At 70.2% G+C, this 20,405-nt stretch carries 24 protein-coding genes and 1 pseudogene; 10 read left to right on the top strand and 15 right to left on the bottom strand.

Annotated elements, in window-relative coordinates; genetic code table 11:
• Positions 1-121 precede the first annotated feature (121 nt).
• From JNO44_RS04120 to JNO44_RS04130, 3 genes are all read right to left on the bottom strand, one after another.
• A complete protein-coding gene (locus tag JNO44_RS04120) occupies positions 122-550 on the bottom strand; it encodes an RNHCP domain-containing protein (RefSeq protein WP_205361475.1) in 429 nt (142 codons plus the stop codon).
• 25 nt (positions 551-575) lie between these two features.
• Positions 576-962 carry an RNHCP domain-containing protein gene (locus JNO44_RS04125; protein WP_067355793.1) on the bottom strand — a complete coding sequence of 129 codons (387 nt, stop codon included), beginning with the start codon at positions 960-962 and terminating at the stop codon, positions 576-578.
• A gap of 348 nt (positions 963-1,310) precedes the next feature.
• Entirely contained in the window at positions 1,311-2,339 is a 1,029-nt protein-coding gene (locus tag JNO44_RS04130) for an FUSC family protein (protein ID WP_338058553.1), read from the bottom strand.
• Between the two features lie 303 nt (positions 2,340-2,642).
• On the opposite strand from JNO44_RS04130, the gene JNO44_RS04135 reads away from it, so the two are divergent.
• From JNO44_RS04135 to JNO44_RS04150, 4 genes are all read left to right on the top strand, one after another.
• Positions 2,643-3,110, top strand: coding sequence for a universal stress protein (locus JNO44_RS04135; protein WP_205361479.1), 468 nt, complete (start codon positions 2,643-2,645; stop codon positions 3,108-3,110).
• Between the two features lie 60 nt (positions 3,111-3,170).
• A complete protein-coding gene (locus JNO44_RS04140) occupies positions 3,171-3,875 on the top strand; it encodes an Rv1733c family protein (protein ID WP_205361481.1) in 705 nt (234 codons plus the stop codon).
• Positions 3,876-3,978: 103 nt separating this feature from the next.
• Positions 3,979-4,713: a hypothetical protein gene (locus tag JNO44_RS04145; RefSeq protein WP_205361482.1), complete on the top strand. Its 735-nt coding sequence runs from the start codon at positions 3,979-3,981 to the stop codon at positions 4,711-4,713.
• On the top strand, positions 4,710-6,017 hold the full coding sequence (locus tag JNO44_RS04150) for a sensor histidine kinase (protein ID WP_205361483.1): 1,308 nt from the start codon (positions 4,710-4,712) through the stop codon (positions 6,015-6,017). The genes JNO44_RS04145 and JNO44_RS04150 overlap by 4 nt, the downstream gene beginning before the upstream one ends.
• 71 nt (positions 6,018-6,088) lie before the next feature.
• On the opposite strand, the pseudogene JNO44_RS04155 reads toward JNO44_RS04150, so the two are convergent.
• From JNO44_RS04155 to JNO44_RS04175, 5 genes and pseudogenes are all read right to left on the bottom strand, one after another.
• Positions 6,089-6,402 (bottom strand): annotated as a pseudogene (locus tag JNO44_RS04155) (VOC family protein); the annotation flags it as partial.
• Positions 6,403-6,597: 195 nt separating this feature from the next.
• A complete protein-coding gene (locus JNO44_RS04160; RefSeq protein WP_205361484.1) occupies positions 6,598-7,113 on the bottom strand; it encodes a hypothetical protein in 516 nt (171 codons plus the stop codon).
• A gap of 1,514 nt (positions 7,114-8,627) precedes the next feature.
• Positions 8,628-9,374 (bottom strand): phosphotransferase family protein, encoded by a 747-nt coding sequence (locus JNO44_RS04165; RefSeq protein ID WP_205361489.1) that lies wholly within the window; start codon positions 9,372-9,374, stop codon positions 8,628-8,630.
• 159 nt (positions 9,375-9,533) lie between these two features.
• Positions 9,534-10,280: an SDR family NAD(P)-dependent oxidoreductase gene (locus tag JNO44_RS04170; protein ID WP_205361491.1), complete on the bottom strand. Its 747-nt coding sequence runs from the start codon at positions 10,278-10,280 to the stop codon at positions 9,534-9,536.
• A 65-nt stretch (positions 10,281-10,345) separates the two neighbouring features.
• Positions 10,346-10,753 carry a hypothetical protein gene (locus JNO44_RS04175; RefSeq protein ID WP_205361492.1) on the bottom strand — a complete coding sequence of 136 codons (408 nt, stop codon included), beginning with the start codon at positions 10,751-10,753 and terminating at the stop codon, positions 10,346-10,348.
• Between the two features lie 132 nt (positions 10,754-10,885).
• Here JNO44_RS04175 and JNO44_RS04180 point away from each other — a divergent pair, with 132 nt between their 5' ends.
• The 3 genes from JNO44_RS04180 (at position 10,886) to JNO44_RS04190 (ending at position 12,202) form a co-directional block, all read left to right on the top strand.
• A complete protein-coding gene (locus tag JNO44_RS04180) occupies positions 10,886-11,311 on the top strand; it encodes an ArsR/SmtB family transcription factor (protein WP_205361494.1) in 426 nt (141 codons plus the stop codon).
• A gap of 305 nt (positions 11,312-11,616) precedes the next feature.
• A complete protein-coding gene (locus tag JNO44_RS04185; protein ID WP_073447526.1) occupies positions 11,617-11,826 on the top strand; it encodes a helix-turn-helix transcriptional regulator in 210 nt (69 codons plus the stop codon).
• Positions 11,816-12,202: a hypothetical protein gene (locus tag JNO44_RS04190; RefSeq protein ID WP_205361496.1), complete on the top strand. Its 387-nt coding sequence runs from the start codon at positions 11,816-11,818 to the stop codon at positions 12,200-12,202. The genes JNO44_RS04185 and JNO44_RS04190 overlap by 11 nt, the downstream gene beginning before the upstream one ends.
• 290 nt (positions 12,203-12,492) lie before the next feature.
• Here the strand turns inward: JNO44_RS04190 and JNO44_RS04195 are convergent, their stop codons facing one another.
• The 4 genes from JNO44_RS04195 to JNO44_RS04210 form a co-directional block, all read right to left on the bottom strand.
• The gene (locus JNO44_RS04195; protein WP_240167405.1) at positions 12,493-13,266 is read right to left on the bottom strand and encodes an NAD(P)-binding domain-containing protein; all 774 of its coding nucleotides are present in this window, start codon (positions 13,264-13,266) and stop codon (positions 12,493-12,495) included.
• A 108-nt stretch (positions 13,267-13,374) separates the two neighbouring features.
• Complete coding sequence (locus tag JNO44_RS04200; protein ID WP_240167406.1) at positions 13,375-13,785, bottom strand: hypothetical protein; 411 nt, start codon at positions 13,783-13,785, stop codon at positions 13,375-13,377.
• A gap of 148 nt (positions 13,786-13,933) precedes the next feature.
• On the bottom strand, positions 13,934-14,914 hold the full coding sequence (locus JNO44_RS04205) for an aldo/keto reductase (RefSeq protein ID WP_205361503.1): 981 nt from the start codon (positions 14,912-14,914) through the stop codon (positions 13,934-13,936).
• Positions 14,915-14,925: 11 nt separating this feature from the next.
• Positions 14,926-15,885 carry an alpha/beta hydrolase gene (locus JNO44_RS04210; RefSeq protein WP_205361505.1) on the bottom strand — a complete coding sequence of 320 codons (960 nt, stop codon included), beginning with the start codon at positions 15,883-15,885 and terminating at the stop codon, positions 14,926-14,928.
• A gap of 120 nt (positions 15,886-16,005) precedes the next feature.
• On the opposite strand from JNO44_RS04210, the gene JNO44_RS04215 reads away from it, so the two are divergent.
• Positions 16,006-16,665: a TetR/AcrR family transcriptional regulator gene (locus JNO44_RS04215; protein WP_205361507.1), complete on the top strand. Its 660-nt coding sequence runs from the start codon at positions 16,006-16,008 to the stop codon at positions 16,663-16,665.
• Here JNO44_RS04215 and JNO44_RS04220 read toward each other — a convergent pair.
• Positions 16,662-17,291, bottom strand: a complete 630-nt coding sequence (locus tag JNO44_RS04220) for a transposase (RefSeq protein WP_205360203.1) — start codon at positions 17,289-17,291, stop codon at positions 16,662-16,664. The two genes, JNO44_RS04215 and JNO44_RS04220, sit on opposite strands and share 4 nt — an antisense overlap.
• Positions 17,255-17,773 carry a helix-turn-helix domain-containing protein gene (locus tag JNO44_RS04225; RefSeq protein ID WP_205360206.1) on the bottom strand — a complete coding sequence of 173 codons (519 nt, stop codon included), beginning with the start codon at positions 17,771-17,773 and terminating at the stop codon, positions 17,255-17,257. The genes JNO44_RS04220 and JNO44_RS04225 overlap by 37 nt, the downstream gene beginning before the upstream one ends.
• Positions 17,774-18,008: 235 nt before the next feature.
• Between JNO44_RS04225 and JNO44_RS04230 the strand changes: the two genes are divergently transcribed.
• Positions 18,009-18,227: a hypothetical protein gene (locus JNO44_RS04230; protein WP_205361509.1), complete on the top strand. Its 219-nt coding sequence runs from the start codon at positions 18,009-18,011 to the stop codon at positions 18,225-18,227.
• Between the two features lie 162 nt (positions 18,228-18,389).
• Here the strand turns inward: JNO44_RS04230 and JNO44_RS04235 are convergent, their stop codons facing one another.
• Positions 18,390-18,914, bottom strand: coding sequence for a hypothetical protein (locus tag JNO44_RS04235; protein WP_205361512.1), 525 nt, complete (start codon positions 18,912-18,914; stop codon positions 18,390-18,392).
• Positions 18,915-19,075: 161 nt separating this feature from the next.
• Between JNO44_RS04235 and JNO44_RS04240 the strand changes: the two genes are divergently transcribed.
• The gene (locus JNO44_RS04240; RefSeq protein WP_240167407.1) at positions 19,076-20,314 is read left to right on the top strand and encodes a histidine kinase; all 1,239 of its coding nucleotides are present in this window, start codon (positions 19,076-19,078) and stop codon (positions 20,312-20,314) included.
• The last annotated feature ends 91 nt before the right edge of the window (positions 20,315-20,405 follow it).

The following is a 20,405-nucleotide window of genomic DNA, read 5'->3' on the forward strand; positions in this document are numbered from 1 at the left end:
TCCGCAAGCTCGTGACTGTTCGGGGCCGCAAGGGTGCGGCCTGTCCGACCCGGCCGGCAAGGGCGCCGGGGGGGGATGCGGGCACCCACCCCCGGCGCGGCTTGCGGTGTTTGACGCTGCGTCAGAGTGTGGTGAGCAGCGCGCTGCTGGCGATGCTGCCGGCTCCGAGTGGCCTGAGCGCCAGGCGCATCAGGGGGAGCATGTTGTCGTCACCGGCGATGCGGTTGGCGCTGAGCTCGCCGCAGGACTGGCACTGATGGATGATCATCCATTCGCCGTCCGGTCGTACGGTCAGGCTCAGTGCCTCCATGCGCCCGTGGCACGTCGAGGCGCGGTCGCCTGGGATGCGGTGGTCGACGTGCAGGCTGGTCAGGCAGTTCGGGCAATGGTTGCGGTGTGCGGTGCCGGGCGCGACGAGGGACACGTCGAGCCGGCAGCCGGCACACCGGAAGTCATTGGCCCGGTGTCCGCCGTTGCCGTGCAGCACGTCCTTGTAGCGCTGCGGCCGGTGCCGGTTCTTGCGGCCCCCCGACTGTGTGCGGCGTGGCATGACCGTCTCCTTTCCGGGTGGGCGTTCAGAGGGTGCCGAACGCTTCGAGGGGGAACGGAGGTTGGGCCAGCGGGCGCACGGCCATGCGCATCAGGATGAGCTGGTTGTCGTCCGTGGACACCGGGTTGGAGGTGAGCTCGTCGCAGCGTACGCAGCGGTGAATGATCATCCAGTCGCCGGTGCGGAGCACGGCGATGGCGATCGGGCTCATCTTCGAACCGCACGCGGACGGGCCGCCTTCGATCTGGTCCATGACGTGCTTGGAGTGCAGGCACGACGGACAGTGGTTGCGGCGGGTGCCGTCGGGGGCCTGGGCCGAGACGGTCAGTCCGCACCACACGCAGCTGAAGGTGTCGGTGTTGAGGACGTGGTTGATGGTGCTCTGGTGGTGAGCGAGGTTGTCGCTGGACACCCGGATGCTCCTTGCTGAGAAGTGTGTGATGACAGCAAGAGCAGGCCGAGCGGCCTCGGGAAACCCACGCGCGGCACAGCGGAGCGACGGCCGGGGATACGGTCGGCAGCTTCCACGGCCACGAGGCCAGGGGCTGGGGTATAAAGCACCGGGATTCCGTCCCGGTAGAACGCCGTGGGAGGCACGGCGAAAGGGACGGCTACGCGATGCGGCGAGGCGCACTCGGCGCGGGCCGGGACATCAAACACCTCTTCTAGGGAAAGGAACCCGAGAGCAATTGAATGGACTTCAACAAGCTAACACACGGGGGCGGCGGGAAGTCCAGTCATTTCCGTGCCGTCTCCGTCATTAGCGCGTCTTCCCGTGGGGCCGTCGGCGGTCTGTGACGTCGAGGGGCCGGGCCAGGTCCTGCAGCACCCCGGCCAGCCATGCCTCGGCGCCCGGTGCCAGTTCCCCCGCGCATGCCGTGGGGCGGTGCGGTGGGTCCGGGCGTGTGAACGCTGCCGGCGCGGCGGCTTCCGACTGGCGACCGGCCGCGCTTCTCAGGTCAGCGGCGGCGTACCGCGCATGTGCGGCGGCTTCTTCGGCAAGCCGGGCCAGCGCCTCGGCGGTCGCCGGGGACAGTGCCGCGCAGTGCGAGGGCTGGTGGCGCATCAGCAGCAGTTCGCCGCCGACGGCCATGTGGTAGCCGCAGGTCAGCGCGCGTTCGATCAGTTCGTCCCCCGCATGCGGGCGCGCCTTCTCCGCCTGGTTCTGGGCGTAGGCGGCCTCGGCGCGGAGCATCGCGCGGCGGACGGGGTGCAGCGGATCGGCCGGTGCCGTGCGACCGCCCAGGACGGCGATGACGGACCGGCAGCCGTCCCCGCCCGCCCTGAGGAAGTCGGCGACGGTGTCGCACAGGGTGCCGTGGCTGCCGCGCGGCCAGGCCACCAGGCTTGCCACCGCGCCGATCGCCCCGCCGAGCAGGACGTCGACGAGCCGCTGCTCGGAAAGGTGCCAGTCAGGCACCGAGAGCTGCGTGAAGATCAGGACGAAGGCGATCGTGAAGGCCGCCTGTTCCCAGGCAGGGCCGATCAGCGGCCCGGCGCCGAAGCCGCACGACATTGCGACGGGCAGGGCGAAGGCGTAGACGAGCGGGACGTCGCCGACGCCGTGCAGCACCAGGCCCATGGCCACCGCGCCGGCCGCCGTACCGACGAACGCGGGCCGCAGCTCCGGGGCGGAGCGCTTCCCGGGTTCACCGGCTTCGGGACGCCGTGTCCCGCGGTGCGATGGCGGTCGGCGCCGTGGGCCGGGGCCGACACGACGCGGGCAGATCCATGTCGATTCCCAGGCCAGGTGTGTCGGTTTCGGGTGCAACCGGGCTTTGCTTCCCAAGGTCGCTCCAGGGTTCTTCGCGGCCGCACGGGGGACGTGACGTCATCCGGTGCACCGGGCGATCGACCGACTCCGCCGCGGCTTCCACGCGACGAGCATGGGTCATGTGCGGTACCGAGACGCCTCGCGGACGCGGCCTGATCGGCGGAATGGTTTCCCCCATCCGCTTTCGCTGGATTTCCCTAATCGTGATTTACACGGCCGGCCGCCAGCCGCCCCGGAATTGAATTCCACCTCCCACACTCGACCAAGGAATGCGAATGTGAATTCCCTCTTCATTTCGCGCCCGAAAGGACGATCTGTATGTCTGGACGAATCAGTGGCGTCACCCGCGTGATCGTCGGGGTGGACGGCTCGGAGGGCGGCCTCGCGGCCCTGCGGCAGGGCGCCGACGAGGCGAGCCGCCACGGGGCCGCGCTGTGCCCCGTGCTGGCGTGGACTCCCCCGGGCGGCGAGGCGGCCGGCGCGCTGCAGCCCGCGCCGCTCGACGTCCGCTGGCACTGGCAGCGGCAGGCCGAGACGACTCTGGAGAAGGCGTGCGAGGCAGTGCTCGGGGCCGCCCCGTTCGCGATGCCGGTCATGCCGAAGGCTCTTCGCGCGAAGGCCGGACCGGCACTGGTGGCCTGCGCCCGGCACGACGCCGACCTGCTCGTCATCGGCGCGGGCCGGCGCGGCCCCCTCCATCACCTCGTGCACGGCTCGGTGGTCCGTCACTGCCGCCGCCACGCCCGCTGTCCCCTCTTGGTGGTCCCCTTCGAGGGCACTGACTGAGCAGGGCAATCCCCCACAGACCCTCACCCGGGCGCCCAACCGGTCCGGGGAAGGGGCTACATGAGACTCCCGCACCTTCACCTCTCGACCCACCACCCGCGCGACCATCCGCTGCGCCACACGTCCGACCGGCTGCAGTTCGACGTCGACGCACTGCCGGCACTGGTCCTGTTGCTCGGGCTGCCGAGCGCGGCCATCGCTGCAGGAACGGCCACTGATGCGTGGCGACTGCACAATGCACGCACCGAGGCCGCCGAACGCCACCTGGTATCCGCCCACTTGACCGCGGACACCTCCGACCGGGGCGAGCGGACCCCGCCGTCCACCCTCGGGCCGTTCACCGCGCCCGCGCACTGGACCGGCCCGGACGGCAGGCCGCACACCGCAGTGGTCCAGACAAAGGCGGAGGACCGGAAGGGGACGCCGGTGCGCATCTGGGTGGACCGCCAGGACAAGGCCGCCAGCGCCCATCCGAGCCGCGCGTCCGCACTGGCGACGGGCTGGCTGGTCGGCAGCCTGGCCGGAGGGCTGTGCGTGGGAACGGGGTACGGGGCGCGGTGGGCCGCGGCTCTGCTCCTGGACCGGGTGCGCTACCGGCAGTGGGAGGCGGAGTGGCGACGGGTGGAGCCCCGGCGGTCCCGGCAGGCACCCGGAAGCAGAGGCGCCGATCAGGGCGTGGGGGTCCACGGCGCGAGACGTGGCCAAGATCGCCATCGCGGGTGTGATAAAAGGAAGATAGGTAACCATCCGCCATATGGCTCATAAAGCACCGCAACCTCGCCGAGAGCGCCTCTCGGCTGCTCGAACCACAACCGACCGCGCTCCGTGGGCCCGTCGCAGATGGCCACCGGTCGCCCCAGCACCCTTTATGTCGAATCCGCACAGCACGCCCCGTCACAGGCCGGTCACGGCCGTAGCCGAGCAATCACGCCCGGCGCGGCCGTTCCGCCGACGTACCTCGCTCGCCACCACCACCGCCATCGCGGCCGTGGTGCTGCCGCTGGCAGCCTGCTCCGTGCACACCGGCCCGGTGAGCGCCGGGCCCGCACCCGAGGTCACCGCGCCACGGACCCTGTGGGCCGACCCACCGGCGCCCGGCCGACGAGGCGGGGCCCAGCCCCCTGGTGCCGGCGACATCCGCGGGGTGGACGCACTGGCCACGGTCAAGGCGGACATCACCGCCGGCCGGGCGACCGCCGACGGGCCGGAGGCGATGGACGAGGCAACCCGCGCCAAGGTGGCCCACTGCACGGCGATCGGTGCGGGCTGCCCGGTGCGCACTCCGGAGTACCACGACCTGACCGGCGACGGCCGGAACGAGTTGATCATCGGCATCGACATGGACGACGGCTTCTGCTCACTGCGGGTCTACACCCTGCGCGGCGGCAAGCCCGTCCGCGTGATGGCCTACCCCGCCGCCGTCCGCTCGGTGCAGGTGTCCGGCCGGGACCTGATCCTCTGGGAGGACACCGCCACCCCCGACTACCAGCAACGCACCGTGTACGCGTGGGACGCGGGACAGCGGACCATGGAGTTCCAGTCCCAGGAGTACCGCCGGGTGCGGGGCGCCGGCTCCTCGCCGCCCGCCAAGGGCGGCTCATGACCGCGCTGGGGAAGCTGCACGCCTGGACCGGCAGGCTGCATGCCAAGTTCGCCCTCCTGCTGACCGTTGCCTGCTGCACGGTCGCCGTGGTGATCGGCTTCCTGGTGCACGCGGACGTCGGAGAACAGACCGTGCGCCAGGCGCGGGCTGCCGCCCTGGCCAAGTTGGAGGAAACCACCACCGCCTACGTCGCCGGGAATCCGCTGCCGCCCTGCGGACGACTGGATCCACCCGAACTCCCGGCCGCCCTGAAGAAGTTGGCGCTGCACGGCCAGCACGGCACGATGCTCGGCAGTTTCCGGGGCCGGCCGGTCATGTGGGCGGCCCGCCCGGCGGACGGCACCGTGCTCGCGGCACGGTCCGACTACAGCCAGGAGACCGAGACCCTCGCGGGCCTGGACCACGCCATGGTGATCTCCGCGGGTGTGGCCATCGTGTGCGTACTGGCGGTCGGATCGTTCGCGGTGTCGCGCGTGACCCGACGACTGCGCCGGACGGCCGCCGTGGCCCGCCGCATCAGCACGGGCGACCTCATGGCACCGGTCGCCGAACCGGCGGGCGGGGACGCCGCGCGTGGGCGCGACGAGGTCGCGGATGTGACCGCCGCGCTGGACGCCATGGCATCCGCGCTTCAGGACCGGTTGCGCAGTGAGCAGCGGTTCACCGCCGACGTCGCCCACGAACTGCGCACACCGCTCGCGGGCCTGCGTGCGTCCGCCGATCTGCTGTCGCCCGGTCGGCCCACCGAACTGGTCCGCGACCGGGTGCACCACCTGTGCCGGCTCACCGAGGACCTGTTGGAGATCTCCCGGCTGGACTCCGCGACCGAACAGGCCGATCTCGACTCGCACTTGCTCGGCCCACTGGTCCGCGGCACGGCGCGCGTCCCCGGCCAGGAGGCGGACGTCCACGTCATACGGGACGCATGCGTGGACACCGACCGGCGGCGCCTGGAGCGGGTGTTGGGCAACCTGCTGCTCAACGCCCACCGCCACGGCCGCCCGCCGGTCACCCTCACCGTGGACGGCCCCGTGATCACCATCCGCGACCACGGCGCCGGCTACCCCGCCTACCTGCTGGACCATGGCCCGCAGCGCTTCCGCACCGAACCGACCGCCGGCCACCAGGGGCACGGTCTGGGCCTGACGATAGCCACCGGGCAGGCCCGCACGATCGGCGCGCGACTGGAGTTCGCCAACGCCCCCGACGGCGGCGCGATCAGCACCCTTACGTTCACCACCGGTCCGGACACCGAACCCGCTACCAGACCCAACACCGAACCTGCCGGCCCGAACGTCAAGTAGCGTGCGGATGGGCCTGTTCGTCGGCTGCGGCCGGGACGAGGCGTGCCGGTGCGGGAGTGCGGGGCCCGGAGTCAGGACAGTGCAGGCGCCGTGGACGGCGTGAGGGCGAGTGGCCCGGTGGTCACCCAGGCGAATCCGTCCGGGCCGGTGAAGGGGCCGGCGGTGTTGCCGAGGACGATGCGATGCGATGCGATCCGGTGCCGTCGGCGGGGGCGCCCACGTCCTTGGCCAAACCACGGCGCTGGTACAGCGCCAGCTTGACGGGGCTGGCACCGTCGGAGGTGAACTCGACGTACTTGCCGCCGAAGCTCCTGGCCACGGTCAGGCCCCGGCCGACGTAGAACCGCTTGCCGGCCTTCACGTCCTCCACGCCCAACAGGAGGACGGGATGTCCTCACCATGCCGGGAGGGTCCATGGGCCTGTTGCCCAAGATCGCAGTACGGGGCGGGTGGCAGACCCGGCGCAACCGACGCGACGTCGTCCCCCTCCCGGCAGGGGCGGCCTGAACCGGCCTGCCCGCCACTTCGACAGCCGGGGCACGATCACGCGCGGTCACCCGATCCCGCTCGGGAGGACGATTCAGATGCCTTCCGCCGCCACATGTGCGATGACGCGCCTGATGTATTCCTCGCGGTGCCGAAGCAGTTCAGCGCTGATGAGGATGCGGTTTCCGCCGATCGGCAGGAACAGGGCGCCGGAGATGGGCAGCGCGGTCACCTTGAGCCGGAATCCGCCGAGGCGGGCGCCGGTGGTCCTCTCGTGCTCGCGCACGGCATCCCTCATGCGCAGAGCACCACGCGCGGGACGGCCTGCGTTCGCGACGTCGCGTTTGCGTTCGGCGCTCCACAGGCGGATGGCATCGCGGTTGTCCTCGACGATGCGGCCGAGCAGACCACCGGGCGACAGCGGAACCGCTGATTCATCCTGCTTCGAGGCTGCCAGTGCGCGTTCCCACCACCGTAACCACTCGGCGTCAACTTCCATAGCATGGTGCACAGTTGATTCGACGACCAGGCTCGGCTGCGCCACGACTGCCGGTATGCCCAGCGGGTCACGGATGCCGAGCGCGTCGCGGACGGCCAGCACAGCGGCCAAGTGGTAGGAGTACCCCAGGGCTACTCCCCATGGCGCGCTCGACGTCGATCCCATGATTCTCCCTTTGCCTCAGACGATCTCTGCACCGTCGGCGGGGACCGGAGTCGGAGCATCAGCCACCGCGCCAGTCCCCGACCCTACTGACCGTCTGCCGCGCGCGGAGGCCGCAGGGACGACGTCCCGACGGCTGCTGTCCACGACGCCCTCTGCCGGCAGCAGCCTCCTGATCAGGGCTGCCAGGCGGGCGTTCTCCGGCGTGACGTCGAGCGGCGTGGGCGTGCTGTCGGGCTTCTCGGCGACCAGGTCCTGGACGGTGATGCCGTCGCTGACCGGGGTGTTGAGGAGCAGGACCCTCCCGTGCCGGGTGCGTCGGCGCCATACGGGGGTCAGCTGGCGTGCAGGGCCGGATCTCGGCTCGCAGCCGCGCCAGGGCGGCTGCGTCGAGCTGCTTGCCGTGGTCGAGGGGCTCCAGCCAGTCGTTCCCGAGCAGTGCTGTGGATGCCGCTTCCTGCCAGCGGGTTCCGCACCGCAGGCCGATCACCCGGTGCAGCGCCCGCACCGTGACCAGCGAGCCCGGGGCGGCCTTGTTCCGTCGTCGAAGGGTCTGGCCCGGGAGCCGCACCGGCAGCGGCGGCCGCTCGCGTGCGTCCGGCGCGTCCGGTGCCGGCGGTGCCGGCGGTGCCGGCGGTGCCGGCCGCTTGATCACTAGCAGCAGGCCCAGCCCCCGCTGACGTAGGGGCTGGACAAGCCGCACCAGCCGGCGCGAGCTTTTCGACGAAGACGTCCCGGACACGAACTGGCTCCTTGAGAGAATTTCGCAAAAGGCTTCCTCTCTTAAGCCCCGGGACGAAGCCGATCCGGCAAGGAAACTCACCACACGTCAGGTGATCTACGTCACAGCAAGTACGTGCTGGGCGGAGCAAGTTGCCCGGCGCGTACGGACAGACGGGTCCGGTCCGGTCGGCTCGGCCAGTCGCTACTGCTCCACCTTCGCCCAGTCGGCGACTACGGCTGCGGCCAGGCGAGCCGAGCATCCCGAGCAGGCAGGCGCAACAGGCGGTCCACACCGCGGCGGTATCCAAGTACGTCGCTCACGGTCGAGACCCTCATCGGCGTGGTGACTGTGGGGTGCACCTCGCTGGGCCGCCGTCGTACCCGGGCCGCAGCCATCAAGGAGACGAACGAACAGGAACGCGCCTGACGCCACCGGCCGGTGAGCGACGTCAGACGGCGGCGACGTCCTGCATCCCGCAAGACCTCGCAGGGTACCGGCCCAACTCGCGGAATCCGCCGGCAAATCGGAGACCTCGACGACACGTACCGGCAACGGGTATCGAGAAACGTCTCACCCCCTCACTTGCCCTGCGCTCTGTACCACGACTGCCGAGGGACCGGCGCGATCCCCAGAGCTCCCGGGCATTGTTTCGCAAGTGCAGAAGGGCAGGCGATGCGCCCCAGGAGATGGCCCGCTCGATGCGTCGGAACACACTCGCGGCAGTCCGGCCCGCGCAGCCTCACATCCGGGATCTCAGCACGTCGACCTCACAGCCCGGCGCGAACGGGTCGAAGCCGTGCTCGACCAGCCAGCGAACCCCCAGCAGGCTTCGCAACGACCACCACGCGCGGATCACGTCGAGGTCGACGTCGGTTCCGTAGCCGGCGACGACGTCGCCGAGGTGCTCCTCGTGTCCGAGCGTCAGGGTGGCGAGGTCGAACAAGGCATCACCCTGGCCCGCCTCGGACCAGTCGATGATGCCCGTGATCTCGTCGCCGTCGACGAACACATGCGTGATCTGCAGGTCACCGTGCGCGAAGACCGGAGTCCACGGCCGGAGCGCGGCCTGCGCGACCCGGCGGTTGCGGGTGACCAGGTCGGCGGGCAGGACCCCGTTCGTCACGAGCCACTCGCACTCGCCGTCGAGATCCGCCGCCAACTCGTCGAGGCCGCGGCCGCCGCGGCCGGGCCAGGACGGCAACGGCGCGTCGTGCAACTTCCGGATGGCGGCGCCCGTCGCGGCCCACGCCGCCGGCGACGCGGTCGACGGCTCGCCGAGGCGGCCGAGCGCCGTCCCCGGGAGCGCGGCGATCGCGAGCACGGGCGGCTTGCGCCACAGGACCTCCGGGGTCGGGACCGGCGCCAGGGCCATCGCCTCGACCTCGACGTCGATGCGCGCCTGATCGGCGTCCACCTTCAGGAACACGTCGCCGACGCGCAGCGTCGCACGCTCGGAATGGGCAACCACGACCTTGACCTCATCCATGGCGACCAGTATCCCGGGATGACCGTCGACGTCGCCGGGTTTATCGCGCGCCACGGGGGGCGGGCCATGGTCTCGGCTGCCACTTCCCAGGCGCGCGGCAGCGGCTGGTGGTTCGACACGACCCGTTGACCAAGCCTGACCGACCGGTGTCAGGCGTGGTCAGCGCATCAGGGTGCCGCCGTTGACGTCGTAGGTGGCACCGGTGACGAACGTCTCCCGGGAGGCGAGGAAGAGGACGACTCGGACGACCTCTTCGGGGGTGGCGATTCGGCCCATGGGTACCTGAGAGGTGAGCTCGGCGAGTGCCTCCGGGCCGATCGAGCGGACCATGGCGGTGTCGATCATGGCCGGGGCGACCGCGTTCACGGTGACGCCGTACGGGGCGAGTTCGGCGGCGAAGACCCGGGTGAGGGCGATCATCCCGGCCTTGCTGGTGCCGTAGGCGGCGCCGGTGGGGCGGGGCGTCTGGCCGGCGATGGAGGCCACGTTGACGATCCGTCCGAAGCCGCGGTCGCGCATGTCGGCGGCGACCGCGCGGGTCAGCAGGAAGACGGCGCGCAGGTTGACCGCGAAGACGTCGTCCCACTCCTCAGGCGTGATCTCCCACAACGATCGGGCGAGCGGCCGGGCGGCGTTGTTGATCAGCACGTCGATCGGGCGCCAGTCACGAGCCTCGGCGTAGGCGGCGGCGAGTGCGTCCGGGTCGCGCAGGTCGACCCGGACCGGCCGGATCCGTTCTCCGGTGAGGTCGAGGTCGTTGGCGAGGGCGCGGTTGGTCTCGTCGTCGATGTCCAACGCGGCGACGTGGGCGCCTTCGGCGTGGCAGGCGCGGACCAGGGCGGCGCCCAACCCCTGGGCACTGCCGGTGATCAGGACAGTGCGGCCGTCGAGTCCGGTGTCGAGCATCTGCTCCCCCTCTTTTCAGTACCTGCTTTTTCAGTGCCTGCTTTTTCAGTGCCTGTTGAGATTTCTCAGTTCGTACCGAAGAACAGTGGGCGGCCGACTCGGGCTTCGATCCGCAGATAGCGCCACAGTCGGCCGTCGCCGACCGGGGTGTCGCGGACGATGCCGCACACCGCGGAGGCGGTCTGCAGGTCGGGGACGTCGGCGAGGATGTAGGAGGTCCAGGGCCAGGCGGTGGCGGCGCCGACCATCAGCTGGTCGTCGTCCAGGGTGCCGAGGACGTGGACGCCGAAGCGTTCGCCGAGCCGGTCGAAGGCGGGCGGGATGGCGGCGGCCACGGTGGCGCGCAGCGCGTCGTCGGCGGCGAAGAAGTCCTGGGTGACGCCGATGCAGAACAGGGTACGCAGCGGGCCGGTTGAGGGCTGTCCCGCGGCGGGTGCGGGGTTGGGCGGGATGGCGGGCTGTGTGGTGGTCATCCTGGGCCTCGCGGGAACGCGTCGGTGCGACGGTGCGGGCACCGTCGGCGAGTGGTGAAGTGGATACTTAGAGGATCGTCAACGCATTGACGATCACCGACCGTATCACCCATTTAGAGAGCTATCGAAACAATGTCTCGCACCGTCCCGGCCGACCCCCCGGGAGCGAACCCGCCGCCACGCTCCCCCGGGCCGGAGGAACCCGCCGCTACGTCCGCCCCGGCCGACCCCGACCAGCCGGAGACCGCCCGGATCCAACTCGGCGACTTGCTGCAGGCGTTCAGCGACCCCCTGCGGCGGCGGATCGTGCACCGGCTCGCCACGCAGGGCGAGGCCGGCTGCGGAGACATCGAACTGCCCGTCACCCGGGCCACCGGCTCCTACCACTTCCGGATCCTGCGGACGGCAGGCTGGACCCACACCCGCCGATCCGGCCGCGAACGGTACATCTCGCTACGCCGCGCCGATCTCGAAGCGCGCTTCCCCGGCCTGCTGGAGGCCCTGCTGCGGGCCGACGAGGCGGAGCGGGAGGCGGTGGCCGAGCCGGACGCGATGTGAGACCAGCAGAGATCGCCTCCCGGGAGAGGTCGATCGTTTTGTCGGTCACCAGTCGCCGGGGAGCCGGCGAGGCAGTGGGGCTGTCTGCGGCTGATCTCCGTGAGCGGCCCTCAGGATGGCGTTCCAGACCAGGGGTTGCGGCCTTCCAAGGGGCGGCCGGGGATGCAATCGCACCCGCGCCCGCACTCGCCCTTCCGCACCGGGCCGGCCACCAGCACGGGGAACACGGCGAGGCGCCGCGCGAGCCAACCCTTCCTGTAAAGCATGCTTGACACTCGCCGCGAGGTGACAAGTAAGCTTTACACGTGCGAAACAGCGTCAGGAAACTGCGGTCGTCACGAGGGCTCTCCCAGGGCCAGTTGGGCACGGCCCTCGGGGTCTCACGGCAAACGATCAACGCCATCGAGACCGAGCGGTACACGCCTTCCCTGCCGCTCGCCCTGGCCATGGCCAGGTTCTTCGAGGTCAGCGTTGAGGAGATGTTCCATACCCATGAGAGTCCAGATGACCAGTAACACAGCCCGGCGGTCCGTCCCCGGTTTCTTCCTGGTCGTCGGAGTCGCCTGCCTCACGGCCGCGACCGCCGGCGGCCATCTCGCTCTCGGTTTGGTGACGTTCGGAATCCTGGCGGCCTGCAGTCTTGCCTTGGTGATGCTGGGACGCCGGAGCGAGACCTACCAGGGCCTCACCCAGAAGGAACCCGACGAGCGCTTCGCCCGGATCGGAGGGCTGGCCTGGGCCGGCACGGGCATCGTGCTCACCGTGGGCAATCTCAGCGCTTTCATCGGTGAACTGGCATCCGGAAGAAGCGGCGATCCGTACTTCTGGTTCGTGGCCGCCGCCGCCATCACCTACATCGTGTTCGTCGCCTTGTTGTCTCGGCATACCTGAGGAGCCACCGCCTCGACGGCCCGCCACCGCACGCCCGACCAGGCAACGGAGACCAACCTGGCCACCCGAGGTCCGTCTCAGGCAAGGCTGAGCCGGCGCGGGCAAGGGCGGGCACGTCAATTCGCGGCGATGGCAAGGATGTTCTTCCCCTCACGCTCCGTCAGAACCTGGAACAGGCAGCTCAGCGCCCATGCGATCCAGCTCCGTACAGCCCAGTTCGTCGATACGGAGAAGGTCGACGCAGCGGTGGCGATCAACAGATGCGACGGACCACGACTCTGCCGACGTGGCTATGTGCGAGGGGTGAGGTGGGTGAGAAGCGCGTCGAGTGCACTGGTCAGGGCCTGGGAGTTGGCCTGGTCGAACCAGGTGGTGCGGATGCGTTCGTTGTTTCCGTTCGGGGTCTCGTGGTCCGCTGCGAGTTGGTGCAGGGAACGGGTCTCGTCGCTCAGGGAGCGGCCCACGCCCTGGAAGAGGCTGCGGACGTAGCGGTCCGCGTCCTCGGAGGCGATGCCCTGGTCGGCGGCCCACGACGTGAGCGTGGCGAGATACGTGTAGTGGGTGGTCAGCGTCCCGGTCAGTGCGGAGAAGACGTCGAAGGCGGCCTCGTCCGCGACGGGGAGCACCCCGCCCAGGCGCTCGAAGAAGGAGTCCGCCTCCGGGTGCGAGGGGTACACCACGGTGACGGAACGGCGTTCGCGGATGGCCGGCAGGGGGATGGCTCGGACCAGCGGGGCGCCGGTGGCGAGTGACCGGCGCAGGTCGTCGTTGCCGACGCCGGCCATCACATTGACCACGACCTTGTCGTCGTCCACCCGCACCCCGGCCAGGGCATGGTGGTGGTCCCGGCGCCGTACGGCGATGATCACCAACTCGGAGCGGTCCACCACCTCCTGGTTGTCGGCGCACACCCGTACGCCCTCGTAGCGCTCGGACAACTCCGCGGCCGTGCGGGCGCCCCGGGGGGAGAGAAACACTTCTGACGTCTCGTCGCCCCCGTGGCGCAGGCTCATCACGATGGCCCGGCCGATCTCGCCCACTCCGATGATGCCGATGCGTTTCACTGTGCCTTCCTCCATGGTGCGTGGTGGTCGCGACCCGTGCAGGTGGCGGGTCCGTGTCGTTGAACTCCGTGTCGTTGAACCTACGTGCGAGGACGAACGCAGCCAACGTCACGTCGAGCGCGGCCTCTTCCACAGGAGTGCGACCGCCAGGGCGCCTGCCAGGCAGGGAGTCATCCCCGCCCAACCCAGCACCGGCGGCAGACCGGTAGCGCCGGAGGTGTCCTTGGTGAGCAGCCCGACCAACCCGCTACCGGTGCCGAGCACGAACATCACGGTCGCGGCGGGGCGGGCCCATCGCTTGCCCGCGTTGACGGCCCACGTCGTCCCGAACCAGGCGATGACACCGAGCGCGCCGATGACGGACAACAGGACCAGGTAGGTGCCGACAGCCGAGTCGATCTGCGTCTGGGCGTACGTGGGGTAGCCGGTCCGGATGTGGCCGGCCAGCAGATCGCGGTCGGTGTAGGGGACGATCGTCGCGAGGACGGTGAGCCCGAGACCCGTACACAACGTTCCCATCGCCCATCGCTCATGAGGTGTCTTCACCATCAGAGTGCCAGTGCCTTCCCTTGAGTGATATCGAGTTGTGCGAGTCATATCGAGTCGGGCGGCGAGGACGACTCGCAGGAGCCCGCTGCTCTCCGCCCGTGCATGCCTGTTCCGGGTCTCATTGGTCGATCATGCCGATGCCGTGGTCGCCGTATCGCGCCCCTTGGGCGCCGGTGGCGGGGACGGCAGCGTCGATGCGGCCGAGGTCGGTCGCGGTCAGCTGCAGATCGAGGGCGGCCAGGTTGTCGCGCAGGTGGGGGCGACGCGAACTGCCGGGGATGGGGATGACGTCGCTGCCACGGGCGAGGAGCCAGGCCAGGGCGACCTGGGCGGGGGTGGCGTTCTTGGCCGCGGCGAGTCGAGTGAGGGTGTCGACGACGGCCAGGTTGGCCTTGAGGTTGTCGCCGGTGTAGCGGGGTGCGGTGGCGCGGAAGTCGCCGCTGTCGTACGAGGTGGTGGCGCGGACGGCTCCGGTGAGCAGGCCGCGGCCGAGGGGGCTGTAGGCGACCAGGGTCGCGCCGATGCTGCGCAGAGCGGGCAGGATGTCGTTTTCGACATGGCGTTCCCACAGCGAGTACTCGGTCTGGACGGCGCTGATGGGGTGGACGGCGTGGGCGCGTCGGAGGGTGGCGGCGGAGACTTCGGACAGGCCGATGTGGCCCACCTTGCCCTGGGCGACCAGTTCGGACAGCGCTCCGACCGACTCCTCGACGGGCACGACAGGGTCGATGCGCGCGAGGTAGTACACGTCGATGTGGTCGGTGCGCAGCCGGCGCAACGATGCCTCGCAGCCACGCCGCAGAGAGTCGGGGGAACCGATGGGGACCAGCCCTTCGGCGGTGCGCCGGACGCCCGTCTTGGTGGCCAGCACGACGCGGTCACGGTGTGGCGCGAGGGTCTGGCCGAGGAGTTCCTCGTTCGCGCCGTCGCCGTAGAAGTCGCCGGTGTCGAACATGGTGACGCCACTTTCGAGGGCCTCCAGCACGGTGGCCGCCGCCTCATGAGGGTCGGCCGGGCCGTAGCTGCCAGTCATGCTCATGCAGCCCAGACCGAGTCGGGAGACCGCGGGGCCGTCGACGCCCAGGTTGTTGGTGTGCATCGTTTCCTCCGTCACGTCGCCAGGGCCGCGCGGAGGAACCCGAGGATCTCCGCCTGGGCGGCTGCGGCCTGCGGTTCCACTCCCGGCAGGGTGAGGAACGCGTGCCTCGCGCCCGGGTATTCGGTCAGCCGCACGGGCGTCCCGGCGGCCCGCAGCCGCTCGGCGTAGCGGCGGCCGTGATCGGCGACCGCATCCTGGGTCGGCACCACGAGGAGCGCGGGCGCGAGCCCGCTCAGGTCGTCCGCGTAGAGCGGCGAGAATGCCCGGGCGTCCGTTCCCGCCGGGACGGCGAGCCGCTGGAGGAGCCGCAGTTGCGGCAGGGCGCGGGTCGGGCGGTATGCGTACTCGGCGATCGAGGGGTGGTCGTACATCGTGTCGGTCACGTCGACCGCGGGGTTGACCAGTACCTGCGCCGCCAGGTGCAGACCGTCCTCCCGGGCCCGAATGGCCGTCAGGGCGCTGACGAGTGCGCCGAAGCTCTCCCCGAAGACGGCCGTGCGCGCCGGGTCGATGCCCCACTGGGCGGCGTGCTGCACCACGTGCCGCAGCACGTCCCAGCCGTCGTCGGCGGCGTTCGCGAGCGGACTGCCCGGGGCGACGAGGCGGTGCTCGACCGAGACGACGAGCGCGGGCAGTTGGACGGCGAGGTGACTGTTGGTCCAGTCGCACTGCACCGCCGTGCCCACGAAGCCGCCTCCGTGGACATGGACCACGAGTGGCAGGTCGGTTCGGGCGGCGTCACCGTCACCCGTCGACGCCGGCCGGTACACCCGGACCGGAAGGTCGCGCCCGGGCAGCGCGGCCTTACGCCACTCGATCGCGGCGCCGGGGTCCGGCTCCCCGGTCATCGCCCGGGCCGCGCCGGATGCCCGGAAGCGGTTCTCCGCTTCGCGGTAGGCGATCAGTTCCTCGGTCGTTAACGCCTCGAAGTCCGGCTCCGGCGGCCGCGTCGCAGCGGCGGTCTGGTTCATGTCTGCGTCTCTCCTTCTTGTCCCGGCCCTGCCTCCCGGCAGGCGTGCACCCCCAGTATGCACGCACCGCGTGCAACAGCAAGTGCATAGACTAGACTGAGCCCGGACGAGAGGGGCGAGATGTCAGGCCGAAGGCGTTGGTCGACCGAGGAGATCCTGGACACGGCAGCGGAACTGCTGCGCACGAGCGACGCAGAGTCGTTCAGCGTGCGCAAGCTCGCGGCAACGCTCGGGACCGACTCCTCCAGCCTCTACAGGCATTTCCGCAGCAAGACAGAGCTGCTGCGCGCGGTCGCCGACCGGATCCTGGCGGCCGCCATGGACGGCTACCGCCCCGAGGGTGACTGGCAGCAGCGCATCACGGCCCTGGCCCTTCGCCTGCGCGAAGCCTTCGGCCAGCAGCCCCAACTCGCCGTGGTCTGGGGACGCTACGCGTCCAGCGGCGCCGGATCCCGGCTGGTCATGGAAGAGGTGTTGCAGGCCCTGCGAGCCTCAGGGCTGCCCGACGAGGAGATCCCGGCGCGCTACCACCGGATCGTGATCCTCCTCGCCGCGCTGATCGCCTCCGAGGCCGGCATCGGCTCCCTCACCACCGAAGAGCACGAACAGGGCATGGAGCTGTTCCGCGTCGCGGTACTGGGCGCCGACCCCGAACGCTTCCCCGCCCTGGCCCACTACGCTCGCGACATCCGCCCCCTCGGCGCGGACCGCCGCGGCGCGTTCGAGGAGATCCTCGCCGCCCAACTCGCCCACATCGAGGCCACAATCCGCCCGAGCTAAGCGGTCTTGAGCAAGTCTTCTGTGGTTGGTGTCAGTGCTGTTGCCCGTCGGGTCATTGCCTGGTCGACGGCGGTGTGTAGTGCGGTGGTGCTGGTGTAGGCACGGACGGGCATGTCCTGGTACTTCACTGAGCGCCATATGCGCTCGATGAGGTTCAGCTCCGGCGATCGCGGTGGGAGGTAGAACAGGTGGACGCCGATGGCCTCCAGTTCTTCACGCCGTCCCTTGAAGAGTCTGGCGTGGTGGATCTGGGCGTTGTCCATGACGATCGTGCACGGTCTGACCCGCCGCCAACCAGGCGGCGGGTCAGTGAGACTGTCCGTTCCTTTGGGCAGGCGTGCGATGTGCGTGCAGACGAAGTCGAGAACCATCGAAGCGTCAATTTTGTGGTCGACGGCCCTCCACACCAGTTCGGGGCCTGGCCCGCTCTCGCTCAGTGCTCCCAGGACGTTGACCCGCCGGTTCTTGGTGTCCTCCCGCTTGACGACAGCGCGGACACCGGTGCGGGCCCAGGTGAAACCGGTGGGCAGGGTCGGAGAGAACCCGGACTCGTCCAGGTAGTACAGATCCTCGGTACCGGCTTCGGCCCTCAGCCGTACAGCCGTAGGCCCTCCAGCCGCTCCCACGCGGCGGCCTGGAGGGCCGGGCCGGCCTTGTGCCGCAGACTGTCGCGGGTACGTTTCCAGCGGAAACCGTCCCGGTGCAGCAGCACCGACAGCCAGGAAGAATCGACATTTACCCCACGCTCTCGGCGCAGCCACTCCGCCAAAGCGGGCAGCGTCCACGTGGTCCCCTCAGCCGCCGCGGTATCCAGCATCGCCTCCAGCGCGTCCAGGTCCTCGCGCGTCCACCGTGGCGGCCGACCCGACCGGGGCGCGTCGGCCAGGGCCTCGAAACTTCCGTCAAGGAACCGGCGCAGAGCTTTGCGCACGGTGACCACATGCCGGTCGACAATGGACGCGATCTCGGGAGCGTTGCGGCCCTGGGCCGACAGCCGCACGCATTCCAACCGCACCCGCTCATTCACCGGCAAGTCCCGAGCCCTCAACCGCCGCCCCAACTCCGCCTCATCCTCCGACGAGAGCTCCACCCACAACGGTCCTGCCATTCCAAACCCCCCTCCTGGTATGGCACATACCCAAACAGCACCACACTTCACCAAGACCGCTTAGACGGCTTCCTGCCGATCGTCTTGCAGCCGAGGCAGCTTTTTGCTGGATTCACAGGTGTGGCGGCGGTCCCTGACCTCTGAAGACCCTGTCGACGGCCGGGAGACCCGACCACCGCTGACCGCACGCCGCGTCAGCCAGCGGTTTGAGGCGGCACGGCGCCGCCCTCGGCGGATGGCCCTGGCCGCCCTGGTTGCTGTGGGCATGTGGGTGACTGCCGCGGCGTGGTGGCGGCGGTGGGCGGTGCGCGAGCTGGCCGACCGTACGCGGGTGGAACTGGTGCCGGCGGCCACGTTCGATCCAGAACTCGGTACCGACGAGTCGAAGCCGTCACCGCTCGCGCCCGTGCTGAGCGGCAGCAGCGCATCCGGTTCGCTGACGCCACGCCGCTGAAGCGAGGTGGTTCGTGGTGAGCACCGTCGATCTGAGCAAGCCTGCCGCCGACGTCTTGGGCGCTCAGGGCGTTGGACCGAAGCTGGAACGGGCAGCTGGGGGCGGCCGTGTCCAGGACAGGCGGCGCTGTCTGCATGGTGCGGCGCGCCACCCGGCGCGGCCTCAGGCCCTCGTCAGGTTCCGCCGCTTGCTCAGCAGCACCCCTGTACGGGCCAGCACCATCGCCAGCGACATGAAGACGAAGGTGTTGGCGTAGACGTCCTGCCCGCTGAGCTCGTAGTCGATGCTGAACGTGATGATCCCCTGGCTGAACCAGTGCTCTGATCCGTACGCGAACAGCACCCGCGAGCTGGAGATAACGATCCACAGCGCCGCGTAGCCGATCCCGCCACTGGTGTAAATGCTGCCGTCGGCGGCGCGTTCGGCGGGCAGCAGCGCGCCCGCTATCAGTCCGCAGATCACGCCGATGCCGATCCCGGCGAACTGCATCGAGATGTCGTTCCCGGCGGTCGGCAGCGAATGCACGAACAGCGCGATGACAACGGCAACCGCGATCAGGGACCGCAGCATCCGCATATTGGTGAGCCGCCGGTGACCGAGGTCGGTGGCGAGGATGATGCCGAGAATCGTGACGCTGGCGATCAGCGCGGTCAGGAACGGGCTGAACAAAGACGACGTGGTGCTCATGAAAGGCGAGGTCTCCCTTGGCATTTGGCGCGTGTTTCCGCTGCGCCGATGCCCTCGACGCTATGGCCGGGCGGGGGCACCCGACGTCCACCGACCGTGGGGAGAGGCTGTCCACCGACCAGTGGACAGCCGGTCATGGCAGGGGTGGTAGGACTGGGCAGGTGCGCACTGACACCCAGGGGAACGGCGAGGGCCACGCCCCCGAAGCACGGAGCCGGTGGTTCGGCCTGTGGGACGGATACTTCGCCGTCAGCTACACGGTCACCACCGTCCTGCTCTTCAACACCGCCGGCGACCCGCTTCGGCGCGCCCTCGCCATCGCCGCACTGACCCTGCTCATCCCGTGGTACGCGGCGCTCGGCCGCGGCCTCATGCTGCACAGCGGTGCCGACCGCACCGCCGGCACACGGCACATCACCTTCGTGGCAGGGCTCTTCCTTCTCTTCGCCACCGCCACGGCCTGCGCCATCGCCGGCTCCTTCGCTCTGTTCACCGTCGTCCCGATGCTGATGATGGCGTTGCCCAGTGCGCCCGCGGTCGCAACGGCCTCACTGGCCAACCTCACGCCACCGGCCGTCGTCCTGCTGACCGGCGGAGACTGGCGCGCGGCACTGCCGCTCTCCCTCCTCGGCATCGCGCTGTCCGTACTGCTGGGCCTGTGGATCAGCAAAGTGGTCCGGCAGAGCCGGGAACGCGGCGAGCTGATCGCCGAGTTGCACCGCAGCCGCGAGCAGCTCGCCACGATGTCCCGCCAGGCCGGCATCGCCGCCGAGCGCGAGCGGCTGGCCCGAGAGATCCACGACACCATCGCACAGGGCCTGACCAGCATCATCACCCTCGTGCAGGCCGCCGAATCGGAACTGGCGCACCAACCGGACCTGGCGGCCCGGCACCTGGCGCTGACCGGGCGGGTGGCCAGGGAGAGCCTGGCCGAGGCACGCGACTTCGTCGCCGACCGCACCCCTCCCCCACTCCGCGACAGCTCCCTGGCGCGTGCGGTCCGCCGACAGGCCGACGCGCTGTCCGAGCAAACCGGGATGACCGTACGCTGCACCGTCCACGGCGCCGAGCGCCCGGTGCCGATGCCCGCCGCCGTGGTACTGCTGCGGTCCGCCCAGGAGTCCCTGGCGAACGTCCGCAAGCACGCCGCAGGGGCCCGCACCGTGACCGTCACCCTGGCCTACGAACCGCACACGGTCCGCCTCACCGTCGCGGACGACGGCGCCGGTTTCGCTGCGGACCGTGACCATGCGGGATACGGGCTGCGCGGCATGCGGACCCGTGCCGAGGAGATCGGCGGCCACGCCACCGCCGACGGCCGACCGGGTCAGGGCACCACGATCACGATCACCGTGCCCGCGGACCCGGGAGACGAGGACGAGCCCGCAGTCGAGCTGTGACCCGGCAGACCGGCAGAGCAACCGACCGGCGGAAACAGCCGCCCGACAGCAGCAGTTGCCCGACAGAGCAACTGTCCAACGAGGCAACAGA

The sequence above is a fragment of the Streptomyces noursei genome (genome assembly GCF_016917755.1).
Classification (GTDB): Bacteria; Actinomycetota; Actinomycetes; order Streptomycetales; family Streptomycetaceae; genus Streptomyces; species Streptomyces yunnanensis.

What these genes read in the sequence shown, in the direction of transcription:
- JNO44_RS04120 (WP_205361475.1), bottom strand. Translation starts at nt 550, where the DNA reads ATGCCACGCCGCACACAGTCGGGGGGCCGCAAGAACCGGCACCGGCCG.
- JNO44_RS04135 (WP_205361479.1), top strand. Translation starts at nt 2,643, where the DNA reads ATGTCTGGACGAATCAGTGGCGTCACCCGCGTGATCGTCGGGGTGGAC.
- JNO44_RS04140 (WP_205361481.1), top strand. Translation starts at nt 3,171, where the DNA reads ATGAGACTCCCGCACCTTCACCTCTCGACCCACCACCCGCGCGACCAT.
- JNO44_RS04145 (WP_205361482.1), top strand. Translation starts at nt 3,979, where the DNA reads ATGTCGAATCCGCACAGCACGCCCCGTCACAGGCCGGTCACGGCCGTA.
- JNO44_RS04150 (WP_205361483.1), top strand. Translation starts at nt 4,710, where the DNA reads ATGACCGCGCTGGGGAAGCTGCACGCCTGGACCGGCAGGCTGCATGCC.
- JNO44_RS04165 (WP_205361489.1), bottom strand. Translation starts at nt 9,374, where the DNA reads ATGGATGAGGTCAAGGTCGTGGTTGCCCATTCCGAGCGTGCGACGCTG.
- JNO44_RS04170 (WP_205361491.1), bottom strand. Translation starts at nt 10,280, where the DNA reads ATGCTCGACACCGGACTCGACGGCCGCACTGTCCTGATCACCGGCAGT.
- JNO44_RS04175 (WP_205361492.1), bottom strand. Translation starts at nt 10,753, where the DNA reads ATGACCACCACACAGCCCGCCATCCCGCCCAACCCCGCACCCGCCGCG.
- JNO44_RS04180 (WP_205361494.1), top strand. Translation starts at nt 10,886, where the DNA reads ATGTCTCGCACCGTCCCGGCCGACCCCCCGGGAGCGAACCCGCCGCCA.
- JNO44_RS04190 (WP_205361496.1), top strand. Translation starts at nt 11,816, where the DNA reads ATGACCAGTAACACAGCCCGGCGGTCCGTCCCCGGTTTCTTCCTGGTC.
- JNO44_RS04200 (WP_240167406.1), bottom strand. Translation starts at nt 13,785, where the DNA reads ATGGGAACGTTGTGTACGGGTCTCGGGCTCACCGTCCTCGCGACGATC.
- JNO44_RS04205 (WP_205361503.1), bottom strand. Translation starts at nt 14,914, where the DNA reads ATGCACACCAACAACCTGGGCGTCGACGGCCCCGCGGTCTCCCGACTC.
- JNO44_RS04210 (WP_205361505.1), bottom strand. Translation starts at nt 15,885, where the DNA reads ATGAACCAGACCGCCGCTGCGACGCGGCCGCCGGAGCCGGACTTCGAG.
- JNO44_RS04215 (WP_205361507.1), top strand. Translation starts at nt 16,006, where the DNA reads ATGTCAGGCCGAAGGCGTTGGTCGACCGAGGAGATCCTGGACACGGCA.
- JNO44_RS04225 (WP_205360206.1), bottom strand. Translation starts at nt 17,773, where the DNA reads ATGGCAGGACCGTTGTGGGTGGAGCTCTCGTCGGAGGATGAGGCGGAG.
- JNO44_RS04230 (WP_205361509.1), top strand. Translation starts at nt 18,009, where the DNA reads ATGGCCCTGGCCGCCCTGGTTGCTGTGGGCATGTGGGTGACTGCCGCG.
- JNO44_RS04235 (WP_205361512.1), bottom strand. Translation starts at nt 18,914, where the DNA reads ATGAGCACCACGTCGTCTTTGTTCAGCCCGTTCCTGACCGCGCTGATC.